Annotated in this window: 17 protein-coding genes and 1 tRNA gene; 3 read left to right on the top strand and 15 right to left on the bottom strand. The window is 62.6% G+C overall.

Features of this window, described 5'->3' with window-relative positions:
• Positions 1-88: 88 nt before the first annotated feature.
• A complete protein-coding gene (locus AC0L2C_RS10710) occupies positions 89-433 on the bottom strand; it encodes a DUF2147 domain-containing protein (RefSeq protein WP_027152751.1) in 345 nt (114 codons plus the stop codon).
• A gap of 465 nt (positions 434-898) precedes the next feature.
• Here AC0L2C_RS10710 and AC0L2C_RS10705 point away from each other — a divergent pair, with 465 nt between their 5' ends.
• Both AC0L2C_RS10705 and AC0L2C_RS10700 read left to right on the top strand, forming a co-directional pair.
• Positions 899-1,165 carry an SEL1-like repeat protein gene (locus AC0L2C_RS10705; RefSeq protein ID WP_027152750.1) on the top strand — a complete coding sequence of 89 codons (267 nt, stop codon included), beginning with the start codon at positions 899-901 and terminating at the stop codon, positions 1,163-1,165.
• A gap of 450 nt (positions 1,166-1,615) precedes the next feature.
• Positions 1,616-2,737 carry a branched-chain amino acid ABC transporter substrate-binding protein gene (locus AC0L2C_RS10700; protein WP_473496035.1) on the top strand — a complete coding sequence of 374 codons (1,122 nt, stop codon included), beginning with the start codon at positions 1,616-1,618 and terminating at the stop codon, positions 2,735-2,737.
• A 202-nt stretch (positions 2,738-2,939) separates the two neighbouring features.
• Here the strand turns inward: AC0L2C_RS10700 and AC0L2C_RS10695 are convergent, their stop codons facing one another.
• The 9 genes from AC0L2C_RS10695 to AC0L2C_RS10655 all read right to left on the bottom strand — a co-directional run bounded on the left by AC0L2C_RS10695 (position 2,940) and on the right by AC0L2C_RS10655 (position 11,760).
• The gene (locus tag AC0L2C_RS10695) at positions 2,940-4,898 is read right to left on the bottom strand and encodes an acetyl/propionyl/methylcrotonyl-CoA carboxylase subunit alpha (protein ID WP_473523335.1); all 1,959 of its coding nucleotides are present in this window, start codon (positions 4,896-4,898) and stop codon (positions 2,940-2,942) included.
• A gap of 157 nt (positions 4,899-5,055) precedes the next feature.
• Positions 5,056-5,433: a hypothetical protein gene (locus AC0L2C_RS10690; RefSeq protein WP_473523334.1), complete on the bottom strand. Its 378-nt coding sequence runs from the start codon at positions 5,431-5,433 to the stop codon at positions 5,056-5,058.
• Between the two features lie 118 nt (positions 5,434-5,551).
• A complete protein-coding gene (locus AC0L2C_RS10685) occupies positions 5,552-6,076 on the bottom strand; it encodes an O-acetyl-ADP-ribose deacetylase (protein WP_473523333.1) in 525 nt (174 codons plus the stop codon).
• Between the two features lie 2 nt (positions 6,077-6,078).
• On the bottom strand, positions 6,079-7,686 hold the full coding sequence (locus AC0L2C_RS10680; RefSeq protein WP_473523332.1) for a carboxyl transferase domain-containing protein: 1,608 nt from the start codon (positions 7,684-7,686) through the stop codon (positions 6,079-6,081).
• A 5-nt stretch (positions 7,687-7,691) separates the two neighbouring features.
• The gene (locus tag AC0L2C_RS10675) at positions 7,692-8,075 is read right to left on the bottom strand and encodes a type II toxin-antitoxin system VapC family toxin (protein WP_473523331.1); all 384 of its coding nucleotides are present in this window, start codon (positions 8,073-8,075) and stop codon (positions 7,692-7,694) included.
• Positions 8,072-8,464 carry an AbrB/MazE/SpoVT family DNA-binding domain-containing protein gene (locus AC0L2C_RS10670; RefSeq protein ID WP_473523330.1) on the bottom strand — a complete coding sequence of 131 codons (393 nt, stop codon included), beginning with the start codon at positions 8,462-8,464 and terminating at the stop codon, positions 8,072-8,074. Before AC0L2C_RS10670 ends, AC0L2C_RS10675 begins: the two co-directional genes overlap by 4 nt.
• A gap of 84 nt (positions 8,465-8,548) precedes the next feature.
• Positions 8,549-9,712: an isovaleryl-CoA dehydrogenase gene (locus AC0L2C_RS10665; protein ID WP_473523329.1), complete on the bottom strand. Its 1,164-nt coding sequence runs from the start codon at positions 9,710-9,712 to the stop codon at positions 8,549-8,551.
• Between the two features lie 58 nt (positions 9,713-9,770).
• Positions 9,771-10,427 (bottom strand): TetR/AcrR family transcriptional regulator, encoded by a 657-nt coding sequence (locus AC0L2C_RS10660; RefSeq protein WP_473523328.1) that lies wholly within the window; start codon positions 10,425-10,427, stop codon positions 9,771-9,773.
• Between the two features lie 220 nt (positions 10,428-10,647).
• The gene (locus AC0L2C_RS10655) at positions 10,648-11,760 is read right to left on the bottom strand and encodes a pyridoxal phosphate-dependent aminotransferase (protein WP_473523327.1); all 1,113 of its coding nucleotides are present in this window, start codon (positions 11,758-11,760) and stop codon (positions 10,648-10,650) included.
• 157 nt (positions 11,761-11,917) lie between these two features.
• Here AC0L2C_RS10655 and AC0L2C_RS10650 point away from each other — a divergent pair, with 157 nt between their 5' ends.
• A complete protein-coding gene (locus AC0L2C_RS10650; protein WP_473523326.1) occupies positions 11,918-13,597 on the top strand; it encodes a tetratricopeptide repeat-containing sulfotransferase family protein in 1,680 nt (559 codons plus the stop codon).
• Positions 13,598-13,920: 323 nt separating this feature from the next.
• Here the strand turns inward: AC0L2C_RS10650 and AC0L2C_RS10645 are convergent, their stop codons facing one another.
• From AC0L2C_RS10645 to AC0L2C_RS10625, 5 genes are all read right to left on the bottom strand, one after another.
• Positions 13,921-15,135: a porin gene (locus AC0L2C_RS10645; RefSeq protein ID WP_473523325.1), complete on the bottom strand. Its 1,215-nt coding sequence runs from the start codon at positions 15,133-15,135 to the stop codon at positions 13,921-13,923.
• 415 nt (positions 15,136-15,550) lie between these two features.
• Positions 15,551-15,641, bottom strand: a tRNA-Ser gene (locus AC0L2C_RS10640).
• Between the two features lie 52 nt (positions 15,642-15,693).
• Complete coding sequence (locus AC0L2C_RS10635) at positions 15,694-16,602, bottom strand: alpha/beta fold hydrolase (protein WP_473523324.1); 909 nt, start codon at positions 16,600-16,602, stop codon at positions 15,694-15,696.
• A gap of 426 nt (positions 16,603-17,028) precedes the next feature.
• Positions 17,029-18,114, bottom strand: coding sequence for a transposase (locus tag AC0L2C_RS10630; protein WP_127212741.1), 1,086 nt, complete (start codon positions 18,112-18,114; stop codon positions 17,029-17,031).
• A gap of 123 nt (positions 18,115-18,237) precedes the next feature.
• Complete coding sequence (locus AC0L2C_RS10625) at positions 18,238-20,292, bottom strand: lytic transglycosylase domain-containing protein (RefSeq protein WP_473523323.1); 2,055 nt, start codon at positions 20,290-20,292, stop codon at positions 18,238-18,240.
• Positions 20,293-20,524: the final 232 nt, after the last annotated feature.

Raw genomic sequence — 20,524 nt, 5'->3', positions numbered from 1 at the left:
GCGATCGATCGGAGTTCGCAAACACAGAGGCGCGAACAAAAACGGGGGCCTTAGCGGCCCCGTTTTCATTGTGGTGCAGTCGAAACGATCAGAGCTTGTGCCAGGTTTGGCTCCGGCAGATCAGCCCGCCGAGCACGCAGCCGCTCATCTTGAGCGACGCGCCTGAGACCGAGGCCTTGCCGGAATAGGTCTTGTCGGTCTCCGGGTCGGTTATCGTCCCCGTATATTTGTTGGCGCCGGACACCTTGAACGAACCGATGCGCTTGCCGGCAAACTTGCCAGATTTGAGCGTGATGGAAAATGCGTCGCCACCGCCCGTGATGGCGGCGGTCGAACCGGCTTGCGTTTTCCAGTTGCCTTCGATCGGGTCGGCCCAAGCCGTGCCGGCCATGATCAATGTGGCCGCGAGGGCCATGCTGATTTTGCGAAACATGTTTCTCCTCCCTGTGGGCATCCGGCCGGGCGTTGTTGCGCCCCCGCCGGTCTGCCTCTTACGCAAACGTAAGCTAATCCACCTCCCGACGAAACAAAAGCGGTGCCGCTGCGGAAGAGTTTGGGATTTTTCCAGCCACCCGAAGCGGTCTGGTCGGCGAGAAAAGAAACACCGGGCATGCTGGCTTTGTCTTCCGTGGTTAGCGGAGTCTTGCTTTGCGCCTCGCAAATTTTCATCAATTTTGGCGCAAACCGGCGCAATTGCTGGCTTTGCATCGTTAATGAATTTCGGCGTTTACCTCTTGTTTTAGCTTTGTTTTCCTCAAATTAAGCACGCCGTTTAACGACGGATTCAAGCCTTCGGTTCATTCTCGAAAGCATCGAAAGAGCAGCCGCCCCAAGGGTTCCAGGGGACAGAACGAGGCAGCTCTCGGGAGCCTGACAGGGGCTAGAACAGGGGATTGAAATGGCACGTTTTGAAATGCCTGAAGCCGGCTTCGGCGCCATGGGGGCAACTGCCCAGGCCGACATTCTTTTCGAACTGGGCATGATGTATGCGACCGGCCGCGATTGCGAGACCGATGTCGTCGCCGCCCACAAATGGTTCAACATCGCTGCGATCAAGGGCTCGGTCCGGGCCGCGGAACTGCGCTCGGAACTGTCGGCCGCCATGTCGAAGGTCGAGATCGCCAGGGCGCTGCGCGAAGCCCGCGAATGGATGACGATGCACTAAGTCTAGGCCTGAGCTCATCAGGCCCGGTGTTCATCAGACACTGAGATCACCGACGGGGATGCTTCAAGGCCGCGCGAAGACGGCCGGACCGGCAAGAACAAGGCCGCGGGAAGACGGCCGGACCAACAAATGACAAGAACGTGGCAGGCCGGGTAACGCCCAGCTGCGCGACGACAGGGAAGGGGCGCGCGTGGGAGCGTTCGGGATTGTTCGATCGACAAAGCCGCGACCGGCCGGAACAAGGCAGGCGCGGCTTTTCGCGTTTTCGGACCATGATCCAAAAAGTGGAAGCCGGTTTTACAAAAAGACCATGGTCAACAGAAAGGCGGCAGGCCCAATCGAGTGCCGCCGATGCGCCAAGACAGGCTTGGCGAAGGGTGAAATTCTCCCACCTATTCTGGAAGAGGCGCGGCCGGAGCGGCCGCGCGCGAGTGGAGGAGTTGTATCGCCATGAAAAAGTTGGGTATTTTGAGCGCGGCCATTGTCGGCCTGGTGATGAGTGCGCCGGTTGCCTTCGCCGAAGACATCACCTTTTCGGTGGTCGGACCGATGACCGGACAGCTTGCCACCATCGGCGACCAGTTCAAGCAGGGCGCGCAAGCCGCGGCCGACGCGATCAACGCCGCCGGCGGCGTCGACGGCCGCCAGATCAAGCTCGACGTCCAGGATGACCAGTGCGATCCGAAGCAGGCAGTTTCGGTCGCAAACCGCATCGTCGCCAACGGCGTCAAGTTCATCGATGGCCATGCCTGCTCGGGCTCGAGCATCCCGGCCTCGGCCGTCTATGCCGAAGCCGGTGCGATGATGATGAGTCCGGCTTCGTCGAACCCGGAACTGACGGACGCGGCGGCGAAATCCGGCTGGCCGACGATCATGCGCCTTTATACGCGCGACGATGCGCAGGGTGCCTTTATCGGTCCATGGATCGCCAAGAAATACGCCGGCAAGAAGGTCGTCATCATGCATGACAAGAGCGCCTATGGGCAGGGCGTGGCCGATGCCGTCAAGGCGACGATGAACCAGAACGGCCTCAACGAGATCCTCTACGAGGGCATCAACGCCGGCGAAAAGGACTATTCGGCGCTTGTCACCAAGCTCAAGGAGTTGAAGGCTGATGTGGTCTATTTCGGCGGCTACCACCCAGAGGCCGGCCTCATCCTGCGCCAGTCGGCGGAACAGGACTTCAAGTTCCAGCTGATCATGCCGGACTCGATTGCCACGCCGGAATTCTGGCAGGTTGCCGGCCCGGCCGGCGAAGGCACCATGTTCGTCTTCCCGTCGGATCCGCAGGCGAAGCCCGAAGCCAAGCAGGCCATCGAAAAGATCAAGGCGGGCGGCTTCGTGCCCGAGGGCTTTACGCTGTTCTCCTATGCCGTGATCCAGGCCTTTGCCGAGGGCATCAAGCGCGCCGGCAGCGACGACCCTGCCAAGGTTGCCGAAGCGCTGAAGAACGGTGAGTCGATCAGCACCGTCGTCGGCCCTGTCACTTTCGATGAAAAGGGCGACCTCAAGAACGTCAGCTACGACATCAACCAGTGGCACGACGGCAAATACGCGCCGATCCAGCCTTGATCGCCATTGCATGTCGCGCAAAAGTGCGCAGCGGTTTTGCGAAAACGACATGCACAAAAACAAGAACCAAAGCGCGTCGCGTGCGACGCGCTTTAGCGCCTGTCGACAATCGGAGATGGCCGGGGCAGATCCGGCCATTTTCATTTGGTGATGCGTTTGTGGCGCGCGTCTTCCGTCGTCGCCTCTCCTTGGATGAACAGCGTCAGCCGTGGGCTTCCTCGGCAAAACGGACCAGCACCGTTCCATCGGTGACCTGCGCGCCCTCTGTTGCGATCTCGGCGATCGTCCCGTCATGCGTGGCGGAAATCGTGTGCTCCATCTTCATCGCTTCCAGGATCAACAGCGGCTGGCCCTTGATGACGGCTTCGCCTTTTGCCGCGCGCACCAGCTTGACCAGCCCCGGCATCGGCGCGCGCAGGCTGTCGGCACCGGCGGCGATTTCGTCGGCCCTTGCCAACGGGTCCGGCACCGCGAAGCTGTAGCCGACGGCGCCTGAAAAGACAGTGACATGGCCTGGCCAGCGGGCGAGGCGAGGGGCAGCGCGAAGATCAAGCGCGCTGTCATAAGGTGCGTCCAGTGCCACCTGGCAGCGCCCGTCCGGCCGCATCGATACAAGCGCGAGGATATCGTCCTCGCCGTAGCGAAGCCGCGTGCGCCGCGCCATCGCGTGGAAATGCGCATAGCCGGCAAGCGACGACCACGGGTCGCGGGTCGGCGCCTGAGCCCCGGCGCCGGACGCCTCAAGTGCGGCTGCAGCGACGATCTCGCTGCTCGGCGGCGGCACTGCGGTCAGCGCTTGCTGGTGCCTGCCGATCAGCCCGGTGTCGACGTCACCTGCCGAAAAATCCGCGTCAGCGGCGAGAGCCGCGAGAAAGGCGGTGTTGACGGTCGAGCCGGCGATCTCGGTTTGCGAAAGGGAAATGCCCAGTGCTTCGAGCGCCGCCTGCCTGTTCTTGCCGTGGACGACGAGCTTGGCGATCATCGGGTCGTAGAACTGCGAGATGGCATCGCCGGTCCGCACGCCGGTCTCGATCCGCATGCTGGCGCCCTCCAGCACTGTATCCGGAAATTTCAGGTGATGCAGCGTGCCCGTCGCCGGCAAAAAGCCCTTTGCCGCGTCCTCGGCATAGATGCGCGCCTCGAAGGCGTGACCGGAGAGCGCAATCTCGCTCTGCGTCTTCGGCAGCTTTTCGCCGGACGCCACCCGCAACTGCCACTCGACCAGGTCGGTGCCGGTGACCATTTCGGTGACGGGGTGCTCGACCTGCAGGCGGGTGTTCATTTCCATGAACCAGAAGCGGTCGGCCTTCAGCCCTTGCGAGGCGTCGACGATGAACTCGATCGTGCCGGCGCCGGAATAGTCGATCGCCTTGGCGGCCTTCACCGCCGCCTCCGTCATCGCCTTGCGCAATGCTGGTGTCATCCCGGGGGCGGGTGCCTCCTCGATCACTTTCTGGTGGCGGCGCTGCGCCGAGCAGTCGCGCTCGTAGAGATGCACGACATTGCCGAAGCTATCGCCGAAAACCTGAACCTCGATGTGGCGCGGCTTGTCGACATATTTCTCGACCAGCACGCGGTCGTCGCCGAAAGCGGCCTTGGCCTCGCGCCGCGCACCCGACAGCGCCTCGGAAAAGTCGTCGGGATGTTCGACGCGCCGCATGCCCTTGCCGCCGCCGCCGGCGCGCGCCTTGATCAGCACGGGATAGCCGATCTCGCGTGCCTTGGAGGCGAGCAGCACGATCTCCTGCGCCTCGCCGTGATAGCCCGGCACAACCGGCACGCCGGCCTTCTCCATCAGCCGCTTGGCCGCGTCCTTCAGCCCCATGGCGCGGATCGAGGCGGCCGACGGGCCGAGGAAGACGAGCCCGGCGGCTGTCACCTGATCGACGAAATCAGGGTTTTCCGACAGAAAACCGTAGCCGGGATGGATGGCTTCGGCGCCGGTGGCCAAAGCCGCCGCGACGATCTTGTCGCCGCGCAGATAACTTTCGCCGACCGGCGAGGGTCCGATATGCACCGCCTCGTCGGCCATCCCGACATGCAAGGCACCGGCGTCGGCGTCGGAATAGACAGCGACCGTGCGCACGCCCATCCTGCGCGCGGTGCGGATCACCCGGCAAGCGATTTCGCCGCGGTTGGCGATCAGGATTTTGGCGAACATGGGACCTCCAAAGCCAGAGCTTGCCGCCAACGGCGCGAATGCTCCTTCACGCGAGCTGTGGCAACACCCTGCTTTGCAGTCCGGCCATTGTCAAAGGATCGGTAAGCCAGCCTGCCTACTTGGAGGCGGCGATCTCGCAAGCTCCTCCGGTCGTGACCTATTTGGACGCGGCGATCCCGCAGCCGCCGGCCGCGGTCTTGACCTTCCATCTCGTCAAGCCGGCCTGGCAATTGCGCAACGCACTCTCTTCCGCGGCCTGTTGCGAGGGTGCATTGAGTTTGGAGCCGCAGATGATGTAGAGGTCGGTCACGCGCGATTGGAACGTCGTCGCATAGGCCGAATGGCCGCTCGCCGCGACATAGGCCTTGTAGGCCTTCGGGCAGTCTCCGGTCGAACCTGCCGGAAAATGGACGGCGAAACGTTTGTCGCCCTTGCTTCCCGCCAGCGGTTCCGCCGCTCCGATGCCGGGTGCCGCTAATATAAGCAATCCCGCAAGTACAGATACAGTTGTTTTCTGAAAAAGCTGCTGTCTCATCTTCGCCCAATCCCCATTGGTATTTGCAATGAGCAATAGCCGCGATTCTTTCGTCTGGCCAGGTCGGGGAATGAAAATAAGTCTGAGAACTATGGATGGATTTTCTTACCTGAGCCGGTTACGCTCCCGCCATGCGCAGCAACGCCTGTTGGTACAGGTCCGCCGTCTGTTGGTCGAAGCAGCAGAAGATAACGGTTTCCGGAACCGCGTTGTGGCTGATGAAGGCGCTCACGGTACCAACGGCGATCTGCGTCGCCTGGTCCTTTGGATACCGGTATACACCGGTCGAGATCGCCGGAAATGCCACCGTCCTGCAATCCTTGCCGGCGGCGAGTTCGAGCGACCGGCGGTAGCAGGAGGCCAACAACTCGGCTTCGCCCTTGCCGCCACCTTGCCAGACCGGTCCGACCGTGTGGATGACATAGCGTGCCGGCAGCCTGTAGCCCTTGGTGAGTTTTGCGTCGCCGACCTTGCAGCCATTGAGGGATTGGCATTCGGCCAGAAGCTCGGGGCCGGCCGCCCGGTGGACGGCGCCGTCGACGCCACCGCCACCCAGAAGTGAGGTGTTGGCGGCGTTGACGATGGCATCGACCGCCAGCCTGGTGATGTCGCCGACATGAACGCGAATCCTGGGCTCGCTCATCGTCACATCCTGAACACGCCGAAGCTCGTCTCCTCGATCCCGGCGTTCAGCGCGGCTGACAGGCTGAGCGCCAGCACCTCGCGCGTCTTGGCCGGATCGATGATGCCGTCGTCCCAGAGCCGGGCGGAGGAATACAGCGGATGGCCTTCATGCTCGTATTTCATCAGGATCGGCTTCTTGTATTTTGCCTCCTCCTCCGCGCTCCATTCCCCGCCCTTGCGTTCGATCCCCTCGCGCTTGACCACGGCCAGCACGGTGGCCGCCTGCTCGCCGCCCATCACCGAAATGCGGGCATTCGGCCACATCCACAGGAAGCGTGGCGAATAGGCGCGTCCGCACATGCCGTAATTGCCGGCGCCGAACGAGCCGCCGATGATCATGGTGACCTTCGGCACGCGGGCCGTGGCGACCGCCATCACCAGCTTGGCGCCGTCCTTGGCGATGCCGCCGGCCTCGTATTTTCGCCCGACCATGAAGCCGGTGATGTTCTGCAGGAAGATCAGCGGGATCTTGCGCTGGCAGCACAGCTCGATGAAATGCGCGCCCTTCAGCGCGCTTTCGGAAAACAGCACGCCGTTGTTGGCGATGATGCCGACCGGCATGCCGTTGAGATGGGCAAAGCCGGTGACCAGCGTGGTGCCATAATTCTGCTTGAACTCGTCGAATTCGGAGCCGTCGACGATGCGGGCGATCACTTCACGCACGTCATAGGGCTGGCGCAGATCGGTCGGCACGATGCCGTAGAGTTCTTCGGCCGCATGAAGCGGCGCAATCGGATCGCGCAGCGCCAGCCCGATCTGCTTCTTTCGATTGAGGTTCTTGACGATGCGGCGCGCGATCGCCAGCGCATGCTCGTCGTCTAGCGCAAAATGATCGGCAACGCCGGAAAGCCGCGTGTGGACCTCGGCGCCGCCCAGTTCCTCCGCGCTGACGTCCTCGCCGGTGGCGGCCTTCACCAGCGGCGGACCGCCGAGGAAGATGGTCGCCTGGTTGCGTACCATGATCGTCTCGTCCGACATCGCCGGCACATAGGCGCCGCCCGCCGTGCACGAACCCATGACGCAGGCGATTTGCGGAATGCCAGCAGCCGACATGTTGGCCTGATTGTAGAAGATGCGGCCGAAATGGTCGCGGTCGGGAAACACCTCGTCCTGGTTGGGCAGGTTGGCGCCACCGCTGTCGACCAGATAGACGCAAGGCAATCTGTTCTGCAGCGCGATCTCCTGGGCGCGCAGATGCTTCTTCACCGTCAGCGGATAATAGGTGCCGCCCTTCACCGTGGCGTCGTTGACGACGACCATCACTTCCGTGCCTTCGACGCGGCCGATGCCGGCAATGATACCGGCCGATGCGATATCCTCGCCATACATCGACCACGCGGCGAACTGGCCGATCTCGAGGAATGGCGAGCCGGTGTCGAGCAATTGGGCGAGGCGCTCGCGCGGCAAAAGCTTGCCGCGGCTCTGGTGGCGCTCACGCGCTTCCTCCGAGCCGCCGCGCTCGACGGTTGCCGCCTTTTGCGCAATGTCGGCGACCAGCGCCCGCATGCGCTCGGCATTGGCGCGGAAGGTGTCGGAGGCTGGCGAGATCTGCGAGGTGAGGGGGGCCATTGGCGTTACCGGATCAATTCGATCTTGCAGCCGATATCCAGGTCGCCCCAGTCGCGGTCGGCGGTGACGGCAATGGCGTTCTCGCGAATTGCCAGGGCCAGGCAGGCCCGGTCGCCCAGCGACAAGCCGCGATGCCGCGTCAGCTCGCGAAGCTGACCGGCGGCGATGCCCATCATCTCGTCGAAAGCAGCGACCGGCATGCCGAGACTGGCGAGGTCGTCCGCGGCCTCTTCCATGCTGCGTCCCTTGTCGATCAGCTTGGCTATGATTTCGGCCGCATTGACGGAGCTGCATTGCGCATCCGGCGCGAAACCCAGGGCAATATCGGTGCCTTTCTCGTCAAGCAGGATCGCAAGCGCCGCCGAACTGTCCATGACGTAAGGTTTCACTTCGCTCCCTTCCTCGCCGTACCTTCGGCATGAAGCCGATCCAAACGTCTATCGCTTCGACGCTGTTCTTCCCGCCGCTCCTTCAGAAATTCGTCGACGACACTTTCGCCGGGCTTCTTCAACGCTGACAATTCGGCCTGGACGCGCTGCAGGTTCCGAAGCCACGACCTTACCCGCAACTCGCCGTTCTCGACATGAAGGATCAAGTCCTCACCAGGCTTCACCCCGATTTCCTCGCGCATCGCAGCCGGGATAACGAAGCGTCCGCCCTCGCCAAGCCTGACGCGCTCGCGCTTCGGTGGCAGCCGGAGCGGAGTTTTTTGAGCTCCTGCGTCGAATTGTGTCGGCGGATTCTCGTCAAACCCAGCCTTTTCGGTTCCGTTCGCCATAGCCCGCCTCGTTCCAAAAATATGACATATTACGAGAAATATGGGGCAAATCGTCCAGCATGGCAAATTCAGGAGATAGCGCCATCAGACTCCTTCCGCCATGATTTCCCGCCCGATCAGCCAGCGGCGGATCTCGCTGGTGCCGGCGCCGATCTCGTAGAGCTTGGCGTCGCGCAAAAGCCGGCCGGTCGGATAGTCGTTGATGTAGCCATTGCCGCCCAGCAGCTGGATGGCGTCGAGCGCCATCTGCGTCGCCTTTTCGGCAGCGAACAGCACGCAGGCGGCGGCGTCCTTGCGGCTCGTCTGGCCGCGGTCGCAGGCGGCGGCGACGGCATAGACATAGGCGCGCGCGGCGTTCATCGTTGTATACATGTCGGCGAGCTTGCCCTGCACCAGCTGGAACTCGCCGATCGGCTGACCGAACTGCTTGCGTTCGTGCACATAGGGGACCGCCACATCGAGGCACGCCGCCATCAGCCCGAGCGGGCCGCCGGCGAGCACCGTGCGCTCGTAGTCGAGGCCCGACATCAGCACCTCGACGCCGCGCCCTTCCTCATGCAGCACATTGTCGAACGGCACTTCGACATCCGAAAAAACCAGTTCGCCGGTGTTGGAGCCGCGCATGCCGAGCTTGTCGAGCTTTTGCGCGACGGAAAATCCGGCGAAATCCTTTTCGACGATGAAGGCGGTGATGCCGCGCGACTTGAGTTCTGGATCGGTCTTGGCGTAGACGACCAGCGTCTCGGCGTCCGGGCCGTTGGTGATCCACATCTTGGTGCCGTTGAGTACATAGCAATCATTGCGCTTTTCGGCGCGCAGTTTGAGCGACACGACGTCGGAGCCGGCGCCGGATTCCGACATTGCCAGCGCGCCGACCTTTGCGCCGCTGCACAGCGCAGGCAGATATTTTTCCTTCTGCGCCGGTGTTGCCCAGCGATTGATCTGGTTGACGCAGAGGTTGGAATGGGCGCCATAGGAGAGGCCGACCGAGGCCGAGGCGCGCGAAATCTCCTCCATCGCCACGACATGGGCGAGATAGCCCATGCCGGTGCCGCCGAATTCCGGATCGGCGGTGATGCCGAGCAGGCCGAGCCCACCGAGCTCGGCCCACAGATGCGCCGGAAATTCATTCGAGCGGTCGATCTCGGCGGCGATCGGGGCGATCTTGTCCTGGGCGAAGCGCCGCACCAGGTCGCGCAGCGCTTCGATGTCTTCGTCAAGCCCGAAGTTGAGTGTGTGCGTGTACATGCCGTTCCTCCCGGCGCACGGCCCCGAAATCGAATTCGATTTCGGGAAGGGCGCAAAATCAAAGTGCTACAGCATCCTTTGCTCGCCGGCTGCGGCGCTGCAGGTCGTTGTCGCGCCATGGGCCTTTGCTTCCAACCAGGCGTATCGTCATTGAAAGATATGTGGCGGTTACCTCCGAGATCGATAGCCGCTCGCCCGGCCGGAACCAGACGATAACGCCGGTCATCATCTGGATCAGCGCCATGGCGGTCAGCCCTGTGTCTTCGACGTCGAAGACGCCGGCTTCCGCGCCGTCGCGCAAAATGACGCGCAGCTCCTTCTCATAGGCGGTGCGCATACGCAGGATCTGCGTCAGGCGGTCATGCGACAGGCTGCGCAATTCCATATTCAAGACATGGGTGGAATGGCGGCGTTCGATGTGGAAGGCGATGTGATTTTCGACATAGGCGGCGAGCCGGGTCGCCGGATCGGCCGCGGCCGGGCGCGCCGCGTCCCACGCCTCGATCAGCCCTTCCATGTGCTCGCGCATCAGCGTAAACAAAAGGTCTTGCTTGGTCGGGAAATAACGGTAGAGCGCCGCCGCCTGGACGCCGACCTCGGCGGCCAGCTGGCGCATCGACATCGCCTCATATCCGAGGCGCGCGATCAGGCTGACCGCCGACTCGCGGACCGCCGCTTCGGTCTTTTCGCCGTCGGAACCGGTCGTGCGCGCCATGCAAGCCTCGTTGAGAGGGCAAGAATAAAACGAACGTTCAATTAATTCAAGAGCGCGACTCCTTTTTCTCCCCTTGTGGGAGAAGGTGGCCTCGCGAAGCGAGGTCGGATGAGGGGTGTTCCAGCTTGGCACCGTCGGCACTCCGTCCAACACCCCTCATCCGTCTCGGCGCTACGCGCCGATCCACCTTCTCCCACAAGGGGAGAAGGAAGAGCGCCTCTCAGCTTCCCCGTGCCGCCGCCAGCGCACCCGGCAATTCCTCGGCAAAAATGTCGAGTTCGTGGTCGAGGCCGACGCTGACCCTGATGCAGCGGTCGAGCACCGGCACCATCGGCTTGCGGATGAACACATCGCGCGACAAAAGCGCCTGCAGCACCTTCAGCGCGAAGGCGCCGTCGCCGCCGCAGTCCATGGTGACGAAATTGGTAGCCGAGGGCAGCGGCTTCAGCCCATGGGCCTCGGCGATCTCGGCGATGCGCCGGCGGCCGGAAGCGACCCGCGCCACCACACTTTGCAGATAGTCCTGATCGGCCAGCGCCTCGACGCCGGCGATCTGCGCCATGCGGCTGACGCCGTAGTGGTTGCGGATCTTCTCGAAATCGCGGATCACCTGAGCGTCGGCTACCGCATAGCCGCAGCGTATGCCGGCCAGCCCGTAGGCCTTCGAGAAGGTGCGCAAGCGGATGACGTTCGGCCGCGACACGTCGATCGGCGGCAGCGCCGAGGCAGGGCCCAATTCGCCATAGGCCTCGTCGAGCACCAGCATGGTGGTCTCCGGCAGGGCTTCGATGAAGCGGATGAGCTCCGCCGCCTCCCACCAGCTTCCCATCGGATTGTCCGGGTTGGACAGGTAGACCAGCGGCGCTTTGTCCCTGGTGACCGCAGCCAACAGGCCGTCCAGGCTTTCCCGGTCGTTCTCGTAGGGGACCGCGACTAGCCGGCCGCCGACGCCGGCAATATGGAAATTGAAGGTCGGATAGGCGCCGAGCGAGGTGACCACCGCGTCGCCCGGTGCCACATACATGCGCGCCACCAGGCTGAGCAACCCGTCTATGCCTTCGCCGACCACCACGTTTTCGACCCCAATGCCAAGATGCGCGGCAACAGTCACCTTCAAATCGTGATTGTCTGGATCACAATACATCCACATGTCGCGGGCGATGCCGGCCATGCGGGCTATGACGCGCGGCGAGGGGCCAAAACTGCTCTCATTGGCGCCGATGCGGGCGCGAAACGCGCGGCCGCGATCCCGCTCCTGCGCCTCCGGGCCGACAAACGGCACCGTCGAAGGAAGCACGCTGACGATCGGCGTGAGGGGAGGGCGCTGGCGCATGGCAAGGCTCGCTAAAAAAGGGGGCTCGCTCGAAAGGGGCCTTCTTGCTAGCGCGGCACAGTTGGCCGCGCAAGCTCCCGCCTTGGCTGCAGCCAGCATGCTGGATTCCCCCCGCACTTTTTGCTAGCGAGATATTTCTTTTTGCTAGCGAGATATCATGAACAATCGACTCCCGCCTGCCTGGTCAAAGCACATCAAGCCCGGACCCGCGCCAAAAGTGAAGGGGCCGATAGTGAAGCCTTTGGTGAGCCCGCAGAAAGCAAGCGCCCAATCGCGTGCGCAGGCCGACGACGCATTGCTGAAACAGGCATATGCCTTTCAGCAGGCCAAGCGGCTCGACGAGGCTCAGGACCTATGCCTTCGGGTTCTGGAGCGCACGCCAAACCATCCGCTCGCCTTATACATCCTGGGGACCATATACCTGGGTTACGACGATGAGCGGGCCTTGCGATATTTCGCACGGGCGGTCGGCGAGGAACCTAAAAACCCCTACTACCACCTCAGCCTGGGCGAGGCCTATGTGAAGGTCAGCGAGTATGCGCCAGCAATCAAGCATATGCAGTACGCCCTGGAACTGCAGCCCGGCCTTATCGAAGCACTTTGTGCATTGGGGCGCACTTACACGGCGTTTGACAAGCCCGACATGGCTCTGCCGCTTTACGAGAAGGCGCTGAAAATCAACCGCGATCATCCCAAGGTGCGAGCCGGGCTGGCCAGCGCGCTCAGCGGCCTGGGGCGTATGGATGAAGCCGCCGCCTATCTGAAGCAAGCGATCGCACGTCGTATTGGCGTGCCGGCTGCCTACAACGACCTTGTACAGACGCGAAACTTCACCGAGGAGCCCGAGGAGCTCCAATCCATCCTTCGTGAGCTCGGTAATCCGAAACTTGGTTCGGAAGGCGCGCAGCAACTCCATCACGCCGCCGGCAAGGTGCTGAACGACCTCAAGCGCTATGACGAGGCATTCGACCATTTCAACAAGGCGAAACAGGCCTCCGGCCAAAGGTTCGATATCGATCTGTATCGTCGGTGGGTCGATTCGATGATTGAAACCGTCACGCCGGACTTTCTGGCTGCCAGGGCCGGCTATGGAAATCCTTCCGAAGCGCCTGTGTTCGTGGTTGGCATGCCCCGCTCGGGGACGACGCTCACCGAGCAGATCTGCGCCAGCCATCCCGACATTCATGGCGCAGGGGAGCTTAGCAAACTGAGTCGGGTTGCTAATGCGATCGGCCTCAAGACATCATCGGCTGGTGATTTGAACCAGCCGATCACCTCGATCACGGAAGACCTGTCCAGAACCTTGGCCGAAGAGCATCTGTCCTATTTGCGGGAGCGGGCGCCTGCCGCACTTCGCGTCGTGGACAAGACGCCGCACAATTTTGAACTGATCGGCCTTATCGGCCTTCTCTTCCCCAACGCACGCATCATTCATTGCCGACGTGATGCCATCGACAATTGCGTCTCCTGCTTCGTCCTCAACTTCAGCGAGGCACACAGCTACAACACCGACCTGAATACACTAGGCCTGTACTATCGCGAGTATGACCGCCTGATGCGGCACTGGAACGAGGTCTTTCCAGGCCTTATCTTCGAAAATCGCTATGAAACGCTGGTTGAGGACCAGGAAGCCCAGTCGCGCCGCCTGATAGATTATCTCGGGCTGCCTTGGGATGACGCCTGCCTGCGCTTTTTCGACAGGGATGGTTCGGTCAACACGCCCAGCCGCTGGCAGGTTCGCCAACCGATATACAAATCGTCGGTCAAGCGCTGGAAGAATTATGAAAACGAAATTCAGCCACTGATCCAGTCGCTGGGCGATCTTGCTGAGATTTGACCGGGGCTCTCTCCTTCTCCCCTTGTGGGAGAAGGTGGCCGAGCGAAGCTCGGTCGGATGAGGGGTGTTCCAGCTTGGCACCAACCGCACTCCGTCCAACACCCCTCAACCGTCTTGGCGCTGCGCGCCAATCCACCTTCTCCCACAGAGGGAGAAGGAAGAGCCCTGTCCGGCAGGACAGAGGGGGGCGCGAAGGATCGCCGCTGCTTTCATTCTGTGCAGCTGCATTATTCGGCTGAAAACATTCCGCCCTTGACAGCCACGCCAATACGAAAAAACCCGGCGGTTGCCCGCCGGGTTCGAGTTCAGTCAGACGCTGCTGATTAGAACGAGCGCTGGAAGCGGAGCATGCCGCCGAGGCTGTCTTCGTCGTCCGCAGCGGTCCAGTTGGAGAAGTCGTCCTCGCCGAAGTCGCCGGCGTGCAGGTAATCGACTTCGGCCGTGATCGTCAGGCCCGGAACGATGTCATAGGCGATGTTGGCAGCGATGCCGAGGTTTTCGCCTTCGTCATACGAGATCTGGGTGTTGAACGAGGTCTTCTCGTTGATGGTGTAGGTGCCACCGCCCCAGACCGCCCAGTTGCCGCTCCACAGCTTGTACATGCCGCGGCCGCCGGCGACGGGTGTTGCGAAGCCGGGATCCTCGTAGTTGTCGTCAGTGCCGTAGCCGGCCATGATGAACAGCGACAGGTTCTCCATCGGGGTGATGTCGAGGCGAACCTTGCCGGCCACTTCTTCGTAGTTGGCGTCGTAGGCAATGACGCCGGTGATGGCGCCCCAGCCCTGCGTCCACTTCAGGCCGCCGACGACATGCGGAACATAGCTGTCGATCGTGAAGTCGCCATAACCTTGTTCGAGCGAGACCACGGCCGAGAAGCCGTTGCCGGCGTCGAAATAGTACTGGACGACGTTGGTGTCGAAACCGCCGTAAGGAACAAGCGTATCCTGGATGACGTTGCCGGCGTAGCCGATGAACGTATCGTAGGCCGATTCGTCTTTACCGACGCGCAGACCGCCGAGCTGGATCCAGGCGAAGTTCAGCGAAATGCCTTTGTTCTCGGCAGGGTTAGCGACAATGATAGTCTCACCTGGCAGCGGGGGCAGCGGACCGTCACCGTCCGGATCGGGACCGGGGACGTATGTGCTGCTGACGTGCCGGTTCCGGTTGCCGAAGTTGAAGCGGGTCTCGGTGTAGGTCTTCAAGGTGCCGAGCTCGGTTTCCTGGCCGGTCCAGGTCTTCAGGTTAAAGCGGGCCTGCTTGTAGTAGGTGTCCTGGATGTCGCCGTCCTCGACGTCGAAGTTCTCAGCACCGTCGAACGAGCCGACGTCGCCGACGCCGATGTCGTAGCGGACATAGCCGCCGATGCGCAGGCAGGTCTCGGTGCCGGGGATGTAGAAGTAGCCAGCGCCGTAGACGTCGCAGATGCGGACGTATTCAGCGGGTTCCGGCTCGGCGACGACGACGGCGTCGGCGGCGTGCGCACCGGAAACTGCGACCAGAGCCGCAGCGGAGCCAAGAAGAAGGCTCTTGATGTTCATTTTCTGACCTCCAGTCAAAAGTTAAAAAACGGGTCTGGGTATTCTTTGCTGAAGGACAGCGTTCCCTGCCCCATCCCCACTACCGAAAAAGATGCGCACCGCGCCGCTCCTTCGAACCCGACATTACCCATGAGGCGGCGGCGTTCAACAACCATCGCATCGGCGAAAGGTCTGTGCAGGCGCTATCACCCTGCCTTGTTGCACAAATGACACGATTTGGCCTCACTCGGAAAGCTCCCGTTAACCATTGGGCTGCCGGAGACAGGTTGGAGACCCATTGGGCCAGCCCTTGCAATCCGGCCGATTCCGGCAATTGCCTGCCGCAATTGCGGCGATGTCTGTGAGTCGCCGGCCAAGGCATTGCCGCAGAATCGCCGCATGGCGAAAAGCGGCGAGCGCGAAGCGCGAAGCGGGATGGCGGAGAGGATGGGATTCGAACCCACGAGAAGCTTTTGACCTCTACTCCCTTAGCAGGGGAGCGCCTTCGACCACTCGGCCACCTCTCCGTTGCGCTGGTGGATAAAGAAAAGCGCCGGCACAATCAACAAGCCTGACCCATTATCGTTGAAAAAACCGGCTCCCGGCGAAGCGTTGCTCGGTCCTGTCCAGAAAAGCGGCGATGGCGCCGGGCAGGCCGCCGGTATCGAGGAAAGGCGCATGGCCCTGGCCTTCGACCGTGATCGTCTCGACACAAGGATGACGGTTTCGCATCTGTTCGAAGGTCTCGGCGGACAGCAGCTTCGAATTGGCGCCGCGTATGGCGAGCAAGGGTATTGCCGCCAGTGCCTCGAACTGCGGCCACATGTCTGGCAGCTTCTGGGTCAGGTCGAGTCCCGCCAGCGTGTCGACCAGCTTCGGGTCGAAATCCGGCAATAATCCTTCAACCGTATCTCGGTAGAGCGCCGCTGCCATCCGCTCCCAATCCGCCTCGGTCAGGGCAGGAAAGTCGCTGCCATGCGCGCCGCGCTGGGCGCCGACGGCCTCGGCGTAGGTTTTCGGCTTCGGCGCGCGCTCGAGATAGGAGCGGATATGGGCGAGACCGCCGGCCTCGAGCACCGGGCCGATATCGTTGAGCACGATAGCCCGCAGGACTGCCGGCCGCATCACGCCGAGCACATGGATGATCAGCCCGCCGCGTGACGTGCCGATGAAACCAGCCTCGTCGATGCCCAGCGCCGCCAACCCGGCGAGGATGTCACCGCCTTCGACGCCGATGTTGTAGTGGCCGACATCGGGGTCGTAGGCGGATTGCCCGCGCCCGCGATAGTCGAAAGCGACGATTTTTCGCGGCGTTTGCGCCCGCCGCGACAGATGCAGCGCCAGCTCATGAAAATCGCGGCAATTGCGGGTCAGGCCAGGCAGGCAGACGACCGGCCAGTGGCCGGAATTCGCTTCGCCATAGATGCGGGCGTGGAGTTCAAGCCCGTCCGGCGAGGCGTAGAAGAAGTCGGAAAAACCGCTCGACATTTTGGGACTCGATTCCTCGCCGTTGTCGGATCGTCTCGACTGCTACAGGCGAGGGCGGGGGTGGTCAAATCGAAGCGTCATTTTCGAGATGTCGGCGGAACAGCGCCCCGGACAGCGCCCCCTCTGTCCTGCCGGACATCTCCCCCACTTGGGGGGAGATTGGCTGTCCCTTTGCTTTCGCCAATCGCCAACGCTGATAAGGAAGGCGCTGCCAGTGTAACTGCCAATCTCCCCCTTGAGGGCATATGCGCTAAGATAGCTTCGGCATGGACTGAAATTTGCGCTTTCGTGGTGGTTCACGCCATCGATGTCGCAAGGCATGGAGATTTTGGCGCAGGGTTGCCAAGGGAGGTTGAGCAAAGATCGCTGCGATCAGAGAGGCGACGATCTGGCGGGTAGCGCGCCACAGCAGCGGGCGTCCGTCGCTCAAGGGGGAGAGACACCCAACTCCTGCGAGAGGGGTTCGGTCACAAGCGCGATGAGGAAGTGGGCAAGAATCCAAGGCTTTGCGATCCTTGGGTCTTTGGCGGGAGGCGCGCGCAGTCCGATCAGGCTCTTCAGACGCTTGAAGGCGAGCTCGATGCGCCAGCGCATGCGATAGAGCTTGAGAACTGTGCCGGAGGGAAACTCCTCCTGGTCAAGCGAGGTCACAAGGATAACAAACCCGGCAGCAATCAGCGTCTCCGGTTGAACCTGCTTGCCCTTGGCCTTGGCTTCCTTGTTGATTTTGCGCCGCGCTTCTTGTGTCGCGGCCTCGGATTTGCGCAAGGCGATCAGGCGCATCTTCAGGGGCTCGCCCTTCTTCTTGAGGCCCAGCCAGACAGGCGTTTCGATGACCTCCTCGCGGCAGCTCTTCAGGTGGCCGATGAGATCGAATGGCTTACCGCTGGCATCGAGCCATCGCACATTCTTCCACGCCGCACGCACGACAACGTCGCCGCCTTGCGCCATGACCTTTGCGATCCGCTCGGCCTGCAGATAGGCGCGGTCGCCGATGCGGATCTCGCCCGCCACCACCGGCACGCGGTCGATCAGCTCGGCCTCGCTCTGGTCGGTGATCTCGAGGAAATCGAACTGCTCGCGCTCAAGATCGAAGGCGCAGTGCATACGCCAAAGGCCATTGTTCTTCTTCTCATGCACACCGGCCTTGGCAACCGATGTCGCATCGAGGATGCGGATCAGCCGGCCCTTGGCCAAGCCTACCTCCTCGCGCTTCAAAAGATACCCAATCAACTGCTGCAGCCACGGCCCTGCGTTGCGCAGCCGGCCGAGCAACGCCACGTCCGAGATGTCGGCGATCCCGCTCGCCGCCGCCCAGGCCACGACGCCCCGCATGCCCACCTTGCCAAGGCAGTAAGCCAGAGTCAGGCGCAACAGATCAGTAGCCGATCTGACGCCCCGCGGCCGCAGGAACGCCTTCGTCTCGCGAGCACTCCCCGCGATCAACTCTTCACCACCGAGAAGCTCAATCGTCTCGGCCCAGCCGTCATCTACAAGCGATTCGTGAGTCATCGCAGCGTAGAATCACAACCGATTCCCCGCTGCAACTCCTACCTTAGCGCATATGGCAAGAGGGGGAGATGCCCGGCAGGGCAGAGGGGGGTGCTTCGCCAAGCCAGCCTTCGCCCGAACGGATCAACTCCGCCCGTTCACCAGGTCCCCGACAATGTCGTACTTGCCGGAAATACGCATCTTGTAGACTTCGTAATTCTCCATCACGCGCTGGACGTAACTTCTTGTTTCGGTATAGGGAATCCGCTCGATCCAGTCGACGACGGCGTCGATGTCCTTGCCGCGCGGGTCGCCATATCTGGCCACCCACTGGGCGGCGCGGCCGGGGCCGGCATTGTAGCCGGCGAAGGTCAGCACATAGGAGCCGTCGAAGCGGCCGAGCTGCTCACCGAGGAAGGCGGCGCCCAAGGTCGCGTTGTAGCCGGCGTCGGTGGTCAGCCGCGCCTGCGAGAAGGTCATCCCGGCCTTGTCAGCCAATTGCCTGGCGGTCGCCGGCATCAGCTGCAGCAGCCCGCGCGCTCCGGCGCTGGAGACGGCGCCGATATTGAACTCGCTTTCCTGGCGGGCGATCGCATAGGCCAGCGCCTTGCCGGAGCCGGAAATATTGGCTGTCTCGGGAATGACGCCGAGCGGATGCGAAAGCGCCCCGACATCGATGCCGCGCGCGCCGGCGATCTTGCCGACTTTCAGTGCCAGGAAGTGATTGCCCTGCTTTTCCGCCATCGCGGCCAGCAGCGCCAGCTCTCCGGGGCTGCTCAACTGGCCGGCGAGGTCGCGGAAAATCGTGTCGGCGTAGCGCTGATAGCCCGCCTGCTGAAGTCGCCTGATGGCCCTGACCGCCTCGCGGCTGGAAAAATTCCGGTGATCGGTGGCGCTCGGCTGCGGATGGGCGATGTTGAGGACCTGCCGGCCGACGCGCTCACCGGCGAGCTGGCCGTAGAACGTCGTGCCATAACCTGCGGCACGGCTAAAATAATCCCTGGCGCTGCCGGGGCCGCCGGCCGCGGCGGCACGGCCGAGCCAATAGTAGGCGCGCGACAGCGATATCGGCCCCTGCGCGAGACCGGCGATCCGCTCAAAATGCTTGGCAGCGGTGGTGGGATCGTTGAGGCCGCGCAGCGCGTACCAGCCGGCATGAAACTCCGCATCCGCCGCGTTGGCAGCAGTTTCGCCGGCGTGTGCGGCGACTATCCTGTAGGCGGTCTTCATGTCGCCCTGGTCGACCAGTTCGCGCGAAAGCACCCGGCGCTCGGCCCACCAGGCATCCGGGTCGATCAGAGCGTTGCGGTCGCTCGGCGCCTTCATCACCATTGCGGCGGCGTCGGAAAACTTCTGCTGCTTGCGCAGATATTGGGCTTGGGCGAAGAGATAGCCGGCCGAACGCTGCGCGGCGGGCACCACCTTCAGCAGCCTGGCCGCGTTCTTGTCGACCGCATTCTTGTCGCCCTTGTCCGCCGCGGCCCAGGCGTCGGCCAGTTGCCGGGCGCCCGCAAGGCCGGCGACGCGCAGCGCCGAATTCACCCGGTCGGCATAAAACATGCGCTCCATGCGGAACCGGTGGTCGGCTGCGGGAATCAGCTTGCCGAATTCCTGGATGATTGCCGCCTCGTCCCTGGCTTGCAGTTTTTCGGTGCGCCAGAAAGGCGACAGCACCGAGCGCGCCGCCTCGACGTTGCCGAGCGAGACATAGGAGCGGGCGAGGATCACCACGCCCTCGGCTGTTTGCGGCTGGCTGCCGCCGAAAGCCTGCACCACGATCTCAGGCGCGGGGTTTTCGCGGTAGAGCGCGCGCTCACTGTTCTTGCGCAAGGCGATCATGCCCGGCCAGTTCGGCAGCATTTTCGCAGCATCGGCGATGTCGCCGCTTGGCACCTTGTCGCCGCCATAGAACGCGATCGCCCAGGCAAGGATGTGCTGGTCGAGCGAATTGACCGGCAGGGCGTCGCGCACCTGGCGCGCACCGGCAATGTCGTTTGCCGCCAGCGCATCGAGGCCGCTCTTCAACCTGGCGACGCTGGCGGGAGGGGATTCCGGACCCTGCAGGCCGGTATCCAGCAGGTTTGGCTTCGGAATGGTCGACGTGACCTGTGCATCGACCTTGCCGGCGGCCACAAGGGTCGGCGTCAACAGGAGAATTGCGCCAAGCAGCGCGAAAAAATGAGGCTGCCGGGTCGGCATCGTCTTCATCATTTCCTGTCTTGCACAATCACCAACAGGCACAGATCAACTGAAGCCTAGTTGGCTGTGGTGAAGAGCCTGTAAACGGGGCTATCGGTTCAAATTGCGCTTGCTGGCATTCTTGTCATGCTTGCCGCGCAACAATGTCGAGACTATGGTGCGCCGCTTCGCTTTCGGCTAGAAGGCGCGCACGACAAAACACCTGCAGCACCGCGCGTCATCTCGGACGCGC

The sequence above is a fragment of the Mesorhizobium sp. WSM4845 genome, assembly GCF_055811455.1.
The sequence above is the reverse complement of the archived record's forward strand: the minus strand, read 5'-3'. Positions and strand labels throughout refer to the sequence as shown.

Bases quoted from the DNA above. Each gene is read 5' to 3' on its own strand.
- AC0L2C_RS10710 (WP_027152751.1), bottom strand. From the start codon at position 433: ATGTTTCGCAAAATCAGCATGGCCCTCGCGGCCACATTGATCATGGCC.
- AC0L2C_RS10705 (WP_027152750.1), top strand. From the start codon at position 899: ATGGCACGTTTTGAAATGCCTGAAGCCGGCTTCGGCGCCATGGGGGCA.
- AC0L2C_RS10700 (WP_473496035.1), top strand. From the start codon at position 1,616: ATGAAAAAGTTGGGTATTTTGAGCGCGGCCATTGTCGGCCTGGTGATG.
- AC0L2C_RS10695 (WP_473523335.1), bottom strand. From the start codon at position 4,898: ATGTTCGCCAAAATCCTGATCGCCAACCGCGGCGAAATCGCTTGCCGG.
- AC0L2C_RS10690 (WP_473523334.1), bottom strand. From the start codon at position 5,433: ATGAGACAGCAGCTTTTTCAGAAAACAACTGTATCTGTACTTGCGGGA.
- AC0L2C_RS10685 (WP_473523333.1), bottom strand. From the start codon at position 6,076: ATGAGCGAGCCCAGGATTCGCGTTCATGTCGGCGACATCACCAGGCTG.
- AC0L2C_RS10680 (WP_473523332.1), bottom strand. From the start codon at position 7,686: ATGGCCCCCCTCACCTCGCAGATCTCGCCAGCCTCCGACACCTTCCGC.
- AC0L2C_RS10670 (WP_473523330.1), bottom strand. From the start codon at position 8,464: ATGGCGAACGGAACCGAAAAGGCTGGGTTTGACGAGAATCCGCCGACA.
- AC0L2C_RS10665 (WP_473523329.1), bottom strand. From the start codon at position 9,712: ATGTACACGCACACACTCAACTTCGGGCTTGACGAAGACATCGAAGCG.
- AC0L2C_RS10660 (WP_473523328.1), bottom strand. From the start codon at position 10,427: ATGGCGCGCACGACCGGTTCCGACGGCGAAAAGACCGAAGCGGCGGTC.
- AC0L2C_RS10655 (WP_473523327.1), bottom strand. From the start codon at position 11,760: ATGCGCCAGCGCCCTCCCCTCACGCCGATCGTCAGCGTGCTTCCTTCG.
- AC0L2C_RS10650 (WP_473523326.1), top strand. From the start codon at position 11,918: ATGAACAATCGACTCCCGCCTGCCTGGTCAAAGCACATCAAGCCCGGA.
- AC0L2C_RS10645 (WP_473523325.1), bottom strand. From the start codon at position 15,135: ATGAACATCAAGAGCCTTCTTCTTGGCTCCGCTGCGGCTCTGGTCGCA.
- AC0L2C_RS10635 (WP_473523324.1), bottom strand. From the start codon at position 16,602: ATGTCGAGCGGTTTTTCCGACTTCTTCTACGCCTCGCCGGACGGGCTT.
- AC0L2C_RS10630 (WP_127212741.1), bottom strand. From the start codon at position 18,114: ATGACTCACGAATCGCTTGTAGATGACGGCTGGGCCGAGACGATTGAG.
- AC0L2C_RS10625 (WP_473523323.1), bottom strand. From the start codon at position 20,292: ATGCCGACCCGGCAGCCTCATTTTTTCGCGCTGCTTGGCGCAATTCTC.